Origin of the sequence: Billgrantia montanilacus (genome assembly GCF_003336675.1) — a bacterium.
Lineage (GTDB): Bacteria > Pseudomonadota > Gammaproteobacteria > Pseudomonadales > Halomonadaceae > Halomonas > Halomonas montanilacus.
Window position 1 is genome coordinate 40,603 of sequence record NZ_QPII01000027.1, and the last position, 11,163, is coordinate 51,765.

The 11,163-nt window shown below is 63.9% G+C and carries 8 protein-coding genes and 1 pseudogene; 3 read left to right on the forward strand and 6 right to left on the reverse strand.

Translation table 11 applies throughout. From position 1 onward, the window contains the following. Positions 1-27: 27 nt before the first annotated feature. The 4 genes from DU505_RS21310 to DU505_RS21325 all read right to left on the reverse strand — a co-directional run bounded on the left by DU505_RS21310 (position 28) and on the right by DU505_RS21325 (position 5,491). A complete protein-coding gene (locus DU505_RS21310; protein ID WP_114480983.1) occupies positions 28-321 on the reverse strand; it encodes a hypothetical protein in 294 nt (97 codons plus the stop codon). 349 nt (positions 322-670) lie between these two features. Then, positions 671-2,503, reverse strand: a complete 1,833-nt coding sequence (locus tag DU505_RS21315; RefSeq protein WP_114480992.1) for an ABC transporter ATP-binding protein — start codon at positions 2,501-2,503, stop codon at positions 671-673. Positions 2,504-2,648: 145 nt separating this feature from the next. Further along, complete coding sequence (locus DU505_RS21320) at positions 2,649-4,382, reverse strand: peptidoglycan DD-metalloendopeptidase family protein (protein ID WP_114480984.1); 1,734 nt, start codon at positions 4,380-4,382, stop codon at positions 2,649-2,651. A gap of 257 nt (positions 4,383-4,639) precedes the next feature. Continuing rightward, entirely contained in the window at positions 4,640-5,491 is an 852-nt protein-coding gene (locus DU505_RS21325; protein ID WP_114480985.1) for a pirin family protein, read from the reverse strand. A gap of 98 nt (positions 5,492-5,589) precedes the next feature. Here DU505_RS21325 and DU505_RS21330 point away from each other — a divergent pair, with 98 nt between their 5' ends. Together DU505_RS21330 and DU505_RS21335 are read left to right on the forward strand one after the other, a co-directional pair. Then, the gene (locus DU505_RS21330) at positions 5,590-6,510 is read left to right on the forward strand and encodes a LysR family transcriptional regulator (RefSeq protein ID WP_114480986.1); all 921 of its coding nucleotides are present in this window, start codon (positions 5,590-5,592) and stop codon (positions 6,508-6,510) included. A gap of 99 nt (positions 6,511-6,609) precedes the next feature. Further along, positions 6,610-7,614 carry a glutathione S-transferase family protein gene (locus DU505_RS21335; RefSeq protein WP_114480987.1) on the forward strand — a complete coding sequence of 335 codons (1,005 nt, stop codon included), beginning with the start codon at positions 6,610-6,612 and terminating at the stop codon, positions 7,612-7,614. 273 nt (positions 7,615-7,887) lie between these two features. Here the strand turns inward: DU505_RS21335 and DU505_RS21340 are convergent, their stop codons facing one another. Continuing rightward, positions 7,888-8,337, reverse strand: coding sequence for a YaiI/YqxD family protein (locus DU505_RS21340; protein WP_114480988.1), 450 nt, complete (start codon positions 8,335-8,337; stop codon positions 7,888-7,890). A gap of 434 nt (positions 8,338-8,771) precedes the next feature. Here DU505_RS21340 and DU505_RS21345 point away from each other — a divergent pair, with 434 nt between their 5' ends. Continuing rightward, on the forward strand, positions 8,772-10,475 hold the full coding sequence (locus tag DU505_RS21345; RefSeq protein ID WP_114480989.1) for a DEAD/DEAH box helicase: 1,704 nt from the start codon (positions 8,772-8,774) through the stop codon (positions 10,473-10,475). Between the two features lie 269 nt (positions 10,476-10,744). Here DU505_RS21345 and DU505_RS21350 read toward each other — a convergent pair. After that, positions 10,745-11,163: pseudogene (locus tag DU505_RS21350) on the reverse strand (aldehyde dehydrogenase (NADP(+))); the annotation flags it as partial.

The following is an 11,163-nucleotide window of genomic DNA, read 5'->3' on the forward strand; positions in this document are numbered from 1 at the left end:
GGCCACTTCCTGTGACCGGGGCCGTGGCTAAGCCAGGCGTGCCCCGCAGCGGGGACAGATTTCATGCGCGCTTTCGGCTGTGGCAGGTTTGGCGCCGGCATCAACTTCGGCATCAACTCTGCCATCAACAAGGGTAGCTACTGCTCGCTTGGTAGCGAAGCGCTCCGGGTACAGCGGTACCAGCTTGCCGCGTTCCCAGCGCAGGCCAATGTCCTTGAGCATGCGGGGGTCGCAGTCGCGCAGCGAGGCGTCACGACGCCGGTTGGCGTAGTGGGTGTGCACGGCGCGCAGCAGACGATAGGTAATGCGTAGTAGTGCCATGATCTCGGTCTCCTTGGTGCAGGAGGCCGGGACTTGTGCGCGAACAGGATATGACCGGAGACGGTGATACTTGGCCGCGACAAGTGCCGCGGCCAGGGTCCTTCAGGTGTCGATCTTGCGACGGCTGGCACACGGCAACGGGCGTACTCGCATTGCGTTTTTATTGACGCAATGTAGTGGGCTCGTTGTGGCGATGCGGGATTGCCAGCGCATGACGGATCCGTCCTGAGGGTTGCTGTTGGTGAAAGGGAAAGAGGTCGTCGCGAGACGACCTCTTTCTTTTTAGCCAATCGCTGATCAAGCGTCAACTGATGGAGCGTATCAAACGGTAGCTGGGGCAGAACCGGTCTTAGCGATACCCCTTGGCTTGCAGGCGGAACAGCCGGGCATAGCGGCCGTTGGCGGCCAGCAGCGTCTCGTGATTGCCCTGCTCGATGATCTCGCCACCGTCGATGACCAGGATGTGGTCGGCGGCGCGCACGGTGGAGAAGCGGTGGGAGATGAGAATGGTCATCTTTTCCCGGCTGTGTTCGCGAAAGTCGTCGTAGACGGCGGCCTCGGCGGCGGCATCCATGGCGGCGGTGGGCTCGTCCAGCACCAGGATGTCGGCGCTCTCGCGCATATAGGCCCTGGAGAGGGCGATCTTCTGCCACTGGCCGCCGGAGAGCTCCTGGCCGCCCTTGAACCAGCGGCCGAGCTGGGTGTGGTAGCCCCCCGGCATGGCACTGATGAACTCCTCGGCGAGCCCGCGGCGAGCCGCCTGCTGCCAGCGGGCCTCATCCTCGAAGGAGGCCACGTCGCCGGCGCCCAGGTTCTCGCCCACCTTCATCTGGTAGCGCACGAAGTCCTGGAAGATCACGCCGATGCGTCGACGCAGGGTTTGCACGTCCCACTCGCGCAGGTCACTGCCATCGAGCAGGATTCGCCCTTCGCTGGGCTCATAAAGCCGGGTCAGCAGCTTGATCAGGGTGGTCTTGCCGGAGCCGTTGGCGCCGACCAGTGCCAGGCTGCCGCCTGGCGTGACATGCAGCGAGATGCGGGTCAGCGCCGGCTTGTCGGCGCCGGGATAGGTGAAGCTGACGCTCTCGAAACGGATGCCGTCACCAGGCCGGGCGCCCTGCGTGAGGGTGCCTTGCTCGGCTGCCACCGGCTGCTCCAGATACTCGTACAGGTTCGACAGGTAGAGGTTGTCCTCGTACATGCCGCTGATCGAGGTGAGGCTCGCCGAGAGCGCCGCCTGGCCCTGCTTGAAGACCATCAGGTACATGGTCATTTCGCCCAGGGTGAGCTGGCCGGTGACGGTTTCCACGACCACCCAGGCGTAGGCGCCGTAGAAGGCGAGGGTACCCAGCAGACCGAGTAGAAAGCCCCAGGTTTCGCGCCGGATAGTCAGGCGGCGGTCTTCGCCGTAGAGGGCGTCGAAAATGGTCCGGTAGCGCGAGAGCAGCAGCGGTTCGAGGCCGAAGAGCTTGACCTCCTTGATGCTGTCCTCTCGTGCCAGCACCGTCTCCAGGTACATCTGCATGCGGGTCTGAGGGGATCGCCAGCGAAACAGCCGGAAGGCATCCCCGGAAAACTTGGCCTCCGAAGCGAAGACCGGCAGGGCGCCGACCAGAAGGATCAGGATTGCCCAGGGCGAGAACTGCACCAGCAGCACGCCGAAGCTGACCAGCGAGATGCCGTTCTGCATCAGCGAGAAGGTCTTGTTGACCAGGCCGAGTGGGCGAATCGAGGCTTCGCGACGGGCCCGGGTCAGCTTGTCGTAGAACTCGGAGTCCTCGAACTGGGCTAGCGACAGGGTGCCCGCCTTTTCCAGGATCATCACATTGACCTTCTGGCCGAGCAGGGCGCGCAGCAGCGACTGCTGCCCCGAGAGCCCACGCTGGGCCATGGCGATGGCGGCGATCACGCCGGCTTCCGCCAGAACGTAGCGCAATACCGGCCACCATTCGACCTCGCCTGTGTCGCGATGAAGGGCCATGGCGTCGACCACCGAGTCGACGATGAGCTGGCCGATCCAGGCGGCAACGGCCGGAAGTATCCCGGCGACCAGAGTGCAGACGGCAAGGCCCACGGTCAGCGGACGCGAGGTCTGCCATACCAGGACTAGCGCTCGCCGGCTGTAGCGGAATACCCCGAAGAAGGCGCCCAGGCGATTGCCTGCCGGGGGTGGGGTGGGGATGGCGTTGCGTGAATAGGACGAGGACAAGGGGCGTCTCCGGATGGGGCCTGGTTCAGCGTCCGTTCTGGTCAGTCAGGGCTATCCTGAACGAACCGACGCCCCACCGGTAGGCGGGGCGTCGGGTGAAGAGCAGAAGCGCGTGGCCTCAGTCGGCGTCGCTGTCCGATGCCTGTGCCACTACGGTGCCGGTCTCGCCGGAGCGCAGGACGGCCAGCAGCGGTTCGGCTTCCTGCTGGAAGGCCATCAGCCGTTCTCCATCGAGGCTCTGGCTTTCCGGCAGCTCGACCTTCATGGCGTCAACGGCGGCGTTGTTGACGATGACTTCGTAGTGCAGGTGGGGGCCGGTGCTGCGGCCGGTATTACCCGACAGTGCGATGCGCTCGCCCATCGACACCCGGTCACCGCGGTTGACCAGCGGACGCGACAGGTGGAGGTAGCGGGTACGATAGCCATTGTCATGACGAACCACCAGGTAGCGGCCTGCGACCGGATGGTTGCCGACCTTCTCGATGCGACCGTCTGCCGGAGCCTGAATCGGCGTGCCGACCGGCATGGCCCAGTCGGTGCCACGGTGGGGGCTGACCCGGCCGGTGACGGGATGGGTGCGCCGCGGGTTGAAGCTGGAGCTCATGCGATAGCTGCCCTCGAAGGGGTAGCGGCTGAACGCCGGATCGAGGCTCTGGCCATCGGGCGTGTAGTAATTGCTGTCGGTACTGTTGCGCACCAGGGTGAGGTCCATGCGCGCCCCTTCATACTGGATCGCCAGTACGCGGGAGTCGAAGCTGGCGCCATCGATGATGTCGGACTCGATCAGTACCTGGAACTCGTCACCGCGGCGGGTATCGCGGCGGAAGTCGAGCTTCTTCTCGAGCAGGCGTGAGATCTGGGCGACTTCGGTACTGGAGAGGCCGGTGGCCTGGGCGGAGCGGGCGAAACTACCGCTGACGCTACCGGCGAACAGGCGCTGAGTGGCTTCGCCCGCTCGCTCGATGGTGGCCACATCGAAGCTGTCGTCTTCACGTTCCAGCAGGAAACCTTCGCGGGCGTTCTTCATGACCCGCATCGCCATCAGCCGATCCTGCTCATCCAACTGGTATTCGAACGAGTTGCCGGCTCGCCAGTGGGTCAGGACCCGCTGGTCCGGCAGGCTCTCCAGCAGCCGGAGCGCTTCACTATATCCGAGGCCCAGTTCGTTCTGGGCAAGCACGGCGAAGGTGTCGCCCTGCTGCACGGTATAGGTCCGCCACTCGGGCACGAAGGGCTCGTCGGCGACCATTTCCTGCTCGAAGACGACGGGGCCATCCTCGAAGAATGCCAGCTCGGCGTCGTCATAGTTCTCGTAGGAGGTGGCGTCGGCGGCTAGCGCTTCGTCATCGGTATGGGTGTCATCGAGCATGCCGCTGGCCAGGGTGCCGATGACCATGGCCATATGCAGCGCGCCGGAGTCCAGAGCGGTGACCAGTGCGACGCTGTGGGCTTCCTGTTCGACGGCAGTGACCGTCTCGAGTGCTGGTGACGCGGCAAGGTGTTCGGGAGCGGCTTCGGCCTTGGTGATGCCGATCATGTCTGTGCCGTTGAGATCGATGATCTCGGTAGGCCTCAGCTCGGAAAGGGGGATGTAACCGCGAGAGGCATCGATGGCCTGTGTGGCGATCTCGATGGCATCGGCTACCGAGTAGCGGTCGCTGTTGAGCGAGGGGAGACCGGGGTGGGTCTCGGGCGCCAGGGGATACAGTACGGTTTCGGGTATCTGCCCCTGTCGCTGGGTGTTCTCGACGAGAGTGACAATCTTGTGTGCGCCCAGCACTGTGACCATGGTGGCAACGGGTAACAGTAATAACTTATGCGTGCGGGGCAGCGAATGAAGGATTCGCAACATGGTGTTCGGCCATATGAATAAGTGACATGAATATAAAAAGGCATGGGAACCTTAACCCATGATATATGGCGTGCCTAGACTGTAAGAATATACAGCTAGACACGCCCGGGGAGAATTATCCTTATCCTCCCAGGTCATGTCACTATTTTCGAACACCGTTCCTCAATGTTTCCATTGAACGGGAATGGGCTGGAAAAGACAACCCCCTGTCCTGAACGGGGCAAGAGCGGTGTACGTTGCCACTGCACCGGATGGCATTAGATGGCGGTAAAGGTGCCTGTGCGATAGTCCGCCAGGGCCTGTTCGATCTCGTGCGGATGGTTCATCACGAAGGGGCCATAGTGGACGATGGGTTCACGGTGGGGCGTGCCGGCCAGGATCAGGCACTGTGCGCCTTCCTGGCTGTGCAGTGCCAGGCGCTGACCTTCGCCAAGGCGTGCGAGCTCTCCTGCCCTGACGGGCTGGCTGTCTATGGTCAGCTCACCTTCGAAGACATAGACCACCAGGGTTTCGTCGGCCACGATCAGGCTCAGCGTGCCTTCGGCGGATAGCCTGGCGTGACCCACGGCACCCCTGCCGGCCAGGGCATCCAGCGGTCCCTCCACGGTGTCGCCGCTGTCGCTCTGCCAGCGGCCACCCAGCGCGATCAGCTCGGCCCGGTCGCACTCGAGGTGCGGCATTTCACCACTGCGCACATCCCGGTAGGTGGGCGGGCTGAGCTTGTCCCTGGCGGCCAGGCTGAGCCAGAGCTGGAAGCCGTGGAGACCATGGCTGTCGGTCAGCGGCATTTCGGAGTGCACGATGCCCCGCCCGGTGTGCATCCATTGGGCGTCGCCGGCGCGAATGGTGCTCGCGTGGTCCAGATGATCCTCGTGGGTGAGGCCACCGTGCAGGATATAGGTCAGGGTCTGGATGCCGCGATGGGGATGCGGCGGGAAGCCGCCGATATAGTCGTCGGGGCTGTCGGACCCCAGCTCGTCGAGCATCAGGAAGGGGTCGAGGCCGCCACCGAAGTCGTGGATGCGCTGGATCTTGACACCGTCGCCGTCCTGGCTGGGATGGCTGCGCATCAGATTCGCGATGCGACGGGTCTCGAGGGAAGCGGCCATGGAGTGACTCCAGTATCGGGGGATATAGCTGGCATTTTAGAGCGGAATTTTCGAAACTAAAGCGCATAGTTTTCCAAATTTCATTCGAGGAAATCGAAATGTCTCGTGTCACCCTGGCCCAATGGCAGATGCTCGCGGCAGTGGTGGATCACGGTGGCTTTGCGCGAGCCGCCGAAGTGGTTCACAAGAGCCCGTCGACGCTCAACCATGCGGTTCATAAGCTGGAACAGCAGCTCGGCGTCCAGGTCCTGGAGCCGGTGGGGCGGCAGGTGAGGCTCACCGAAGCCGGTGAAATGCTGCTGCGCCGGGCGCGGCAGCTGATCGAGAGCGCCGAGGCGCTGGAGGATGTGGCTGGGCGGCTGTCGGAAGGGCTTGAAGCGGAAGTGGTACTGGCGGTTGACCAGATATTTCCTCCCCAGGCGCTGGCGGTGGCGCTGAGTCGCTTTTCTGCCGCCTTTCCTCATGTGCGGGTGCAACTGCATGAGACGGTGCTCAACGGGGGTATCGAGATGCTCTACGATGGCCGCGCCGACCTGGTGGCATCCGGGCTATCCGCGCAGGGGTTTCTCGGCGAGCCGCTGGGCCAGGTTCGCTTCATCGCCGTGGCCCATCCGGAACATCAGCTCCATCGACTGGATCGACAGCTCGACCTTCGCGACCTGCTGCGTCACCGCCAACTGGTGGTGCGTGACTCGGCGCTGCGCCAGTCGATGGATTCCGGCTGGCTCAAGGCCGAGCAGCGCTGGACCGTCAGCCACCTGGAAACCTCGATCGACATGGTGCGTCGCGGCCTGGGCTTTGCCTGGTTGCCGGATACTCGCATCACAGCGGATATGGCAGCGGGCAGGATGACGGCGCTCCCATTGGCTGCCGGTGGCGTTCGAGACATTCCCATTCAACTGATCTTTCGTGATCGGGATCGTGCCGGACCTGCGACCCATGCCATGGCCGAAGCGCTTCATGGTGCAGTTGCCAGCGAGTGTCCGACGGAGGCAGAGGGTGGACGCAGAGAGGCATGATTCGATTTGGTCGTATGAATGTGGCCAAAAACTGCACTTGAGCATCGAGAAAATCGGCTTAACCTGACCAAAGACACATTTCCTGAGCGGGAGTCCATCATGGGCCTGTTGATCGACGGCAAGTGGCAAGACCAGTGGTACGACACCAAGAAACATGGCGGTGAATTTGTCAGGGAATCCGCCAAGCTGCGTGACTGGGTCACTGCGGATGGCGGTACCGGACCAGACGACCAGCCGGGTCTTCCCGCCGAAGCGGGGCGCTATCACCTCTATGTCTCGCTGGCCTGTCCCTGGGCGCACCGCACCCTGATCCTGCGAAAGCTCAAGGGGCTGGATTCGCTGATCGGCATGTCATACGTGAGTCCCCTGATGCTGGATCAGGGCTGGACCTATGATGAGCAGGAAGGTTCGAGCGGTGACGCCGTCAACGGCGTCTCCTACCATCATCAGCTCTATACCATGACCGACCCCCGCTACACGGGACGGGTGACGGTGCCGGCGCTGTGGGACGAGCGGGAAGGGCGCATCGTCAACAATGAATCCGCCGAGCTGGTGCGCATGTTCAACGATGCCTTCGATCACCTGACCGGAAACCGGCTGGACTTCTACCCGGCCGACCTGCGCGAGACCATCGACGCGGTCAACGACGATGTCTACGACCACATCAATAACGGCGTCTACAAGTCGGGCTTCGCCACCGAGCAGGCCGTGTACGAGAAGCACGTGCTGGCGCTGTTCGAGTCGCTGGATCGCATGGAGGCGAGACTTGCCGAGAATCGCTACCTGGCCGGGGAGTGGCTTACCGAGGCCGATATTCGCCTGTTCACCACCCTGGTGCGCTTCGATGCCGTCTATCACGGCCATTTCAAGTGCAACCTGCGCCGCATCGAGGACTACCCGAATCTCTCGAACTACCTGCGCGAGCTCTACCAGTGGCCGGGCATCAAGGAGACGGTGGACTTCGGGCATATCAAGCGCCACTACTACTATAGCCACGACACCATCAACCCGACGCGCATCGTGCCGGCAGGCCCGCTGCTCGAGCTCGACCGCCCCCACGACCGGGAGCGCCTGGCGGGGAAGGGGATTAGAGAAAAAGCATGAAGCAGGAAGGGTGGGCACCGTCGATGGATAGTGTCGCTGTCGGAGCGCTGCTCTGCATCCGACAGCGGCCTGGCATCGTTGGTAGATAGGATCGCTGCTGGAGCGCTCGGTTCGGCGCTCCGACTTTGCATCGCGACTGGCGCCGGCAGGCGCCCTGGCGGAGACTGCCGGAGTTGGCAACAACCGCGCCCATCGGCAACACCGCTGGGAGGCCTGCGGCCTCCAGTTGTGATCTAAAGATACTCCTACAAAGGGGAAATCGCCCTTCGCCTCTTACCTCTGCTTCGCCAGCCACCTGTCCAGCGCATTGGCGAACTCGCGCCGGTCGGTATCGCTGTAGCCCTTGGGGCCGCCGGTGTGTTCGCCGCTGGCGCGCAGGGTCTCCATGAAATCCCGCATCTGTACCCGCGCCTTGATATTGCCCTTGTCGAGCATTTCGCCACGGGTGGTCATGACCGCCGCGCCTTTTTCGATGGCCTCCAGGGCCAGCGGCAGGTCGGAGGTGAGCAGCAGGTCACCGGAAGCGAGGCGGGCGACGATCTCGTTGTCGGCGGCGTCGAAGCCATGACTCACCGCAAGCGACTTGACGCAGCGCGAGGGCGGCAGCGGGATCGTATGGTTGGCCACGAACCAGGTGGGGGTATCGGTACGCTCGGCGGCACGCACGATAATCTCGCGTGCCACCTTGGGGCAGGCGTCGGCGTCGACCCACAGGGTTGGCATTGGCAGGCTCCTCGATCAGGGGGACATGGTCGTTAGCGTTGAAAGTACTGGCCAGGACAAAGCAGCGATGGTAGCATGCGCCCTCCTCGCATGTGCTGACCCCGCCATCATGACGATTCGCCGGTGCTGAAGTTGCCCGAGCCGAATCACCGAGACCTGCGGTCATCTACCGACAGTGTCCGAGATGTGAAGATGGAGCGCCACCAGATGCCGCCAACAGGCGACATCGGCGCAGAAAGGTCGCCTTAGCGGTTCGCATGCCCCAGGGCGCGAACCGGATGCCAGGTGCGACCGGCGTCCCCGATTCCGTGACTCGCTCTGCCCTTCGGCCAATGATGGCCCTCGACAAGCGCAGTGCGCCCGACCGTTCTTTTGCGTCGGGGATGCCTCAATGTGATTTTGCCGGCCCCTGCCGGCCTACCAAGGTGTGATTGATGACCTCGACTTCTGTCGCTTCGCCGAGCTTCGGCGATCTTGCTCTGTTGCCTGCCGTTCTCTCCGCTGTGGAAACACTGGGCTACGAGATCCCTTCGCCGATCCAGATGCAGACCATTCCTGCACTGCTGGAAGGGCGTGACATGCTGGGCCAGGCCCAGACCGGCACCGGCAAGACCGCTGCCTTTGCGCTGCCGATTCTGTCTCGCCTGGAGCTGACTCGCCGTGAGCCCCAGGTATTGGTAATGGCGCCGACTCGTGAGCTGGCGCAGCAGGTTGCCGTGTCGTTCAGCAAGTATGGCCAGAACCTCAAGGGCCTGGAAGTCGCCACCCTGTGCGGCGGCCAGGAATACCGCGAGCAGCTGGGCGCCCTGAAGCGCGGCGCCCAGGTCGTGGTCGGCACGCCCGGCCGCATCATCGATCACCTGGATCGCGGTAGCCTCAAGCTCGACGGCCTTTCTGCCCTGGTGCTTGACGAAGCCGACGAGATGCTGCGCATGGGCTTCATCGACGACGTCAAGCGTGTGGTCGCCGATACGCCGAAGGATGCCCAGCGGGTCTTCTTCTCCGCGACACTGCCGACCGAGATCGAGCGCATCGTCAATCGTTACCTGGTTGATCCGGTCAAGGTCGTGATCGAAGCCAGCGTGGGTACTGCCGCCAGCATCGACCAGCGCCTGGTGCGCGTCGAAGGCGGCGCCAAGCTGGAGGCGCTGTCGCGTATCCTCGAGGTCGAGCCCGTCGACGGTGCCATCGTTTTCGTGCGGACCCGTGCGGCCTGTACCACCCTGATGGAGCAGCTCTCCGCCCGCGGCGTGAACGTGGCGAGCCTCTCCGGTGATCTGGATCAGAGCCTGCGCGAGCGCACCATCACTCGTCTCAAGCGCGGCAAGGTCGATGTGCTGATCGCCACCGACGTGGCCGCCCGTGGCCTCGACGTGTCGCGCATCACGCACGTCATCAACTATGACCTGCCCCAGGACAGCGAAGCCTACACCCACCGTATCGGCCGTACCGGTCGTGCGGGCCGGACCGGCATCGCGATCACCTTCGTCGGCTCTCGCGAGCTGCGCAAGGTGCGCTGGATGGAGCAGGCCACCGGCCAGCACATGGCCGACATGCCGATCCCCGATGAAGCCGCCATCCGCGCTCATCGGGATGACGCCTTCTTCCTGCGTACCCAGGGTGCACTGACCGCCGGTGCCGAAGAGCAGCGTGCGCTGATCGAGCGCCTGGTCGCCGAAGGGCACGATCCGATCGAGCTGGCCTGTGCCTTTGCCGCCATGGCCCGCGCCGACGAAGCGCCCATCGGCCGCATGCAGCCGCCGCGCAAGGAACGCACCGAGCGCGAGCCGCGTGACGGCAAGCCGGCGCGGCGCGAGCGGGGCCCCAGCGAGGGGATGACCCGCTATCGCGTCGCCGTGGGCCACAAGGATGGCGTCAAGCCGGGCCAGCTGGTCGGTGCCCTGGCCAATGAAGGGGGCATCGAAGGTGCCCGCATCGGTCGCATCGACATTCGCAACGCCTTCTCCGTGGTGGAGTTGCCGAGCTCGCTGCCGGCCAGCATCCTCGACAAGATGGCACGTGCCCGTGTCGCCGGTCGTCCGCTGGAGATCAGCGAAGATGCCGGCGCCACTGCCGAGCGCGCTCCGCGCCGCCGCCAGGATGGGGATGCCCCGATTCGGCGCCGTAACACCGCCTGATCGCTGCCGGGCACAAGCCCGGCAAGCATGAACCAGACAAAGCCCTCGTACCGTTGTCGGTACGAGGGCTTTCTTGTGGGCGAGATATAAGCGACATCGACCAGGCTAGGAGCCTGTCGGGTTTGACCGATCGTCACGAGAGATTTGGATTTCGAGACAAGTTTATCGATCTGATGAGGCGAATAGCCCGCTCTTTAACGAATCAGATCGAATGAAATTGGCCGAAAGACCGGATCTCGCAGTAGATCAGCGTTACGTCCGACAGGCTCCTAGGCCTCGCGCTTGCCATCCACCAGCCGCGACACGCCCCAGGGGTTGCCGTCCTTGAGTGGTGCCGGTAGCAGGCCCTCTGGCAGCGCCTGGTAGCACACCGGACGCAGGAAGCGGAAGATCGCCGCGCTGCCCACCGAGGTGGTGCGGGAATCCGAGGTGGCCGGGTAGGGCCCGCCGTGAACCATGGCGTGGCACACCTCTACGCCCGTGGGCCAGCCGTTGGCCAGGATCCGCCCCGCCTTGCGCTCGAGAATGGGCAGCAGGCCCTTCGCCACGGCGAGATCGCCGTCGTCCATCTGCAGGGTAGCGGTGAGCTGGCCTTCGAGCTGGGCCGCCACGCGCTGCATCTCCTGCGCGTCCCGGCACGCGATCACCAGCGAGGTGGCGCCGAACACCTCCTCCTGCAGTTCGGGCT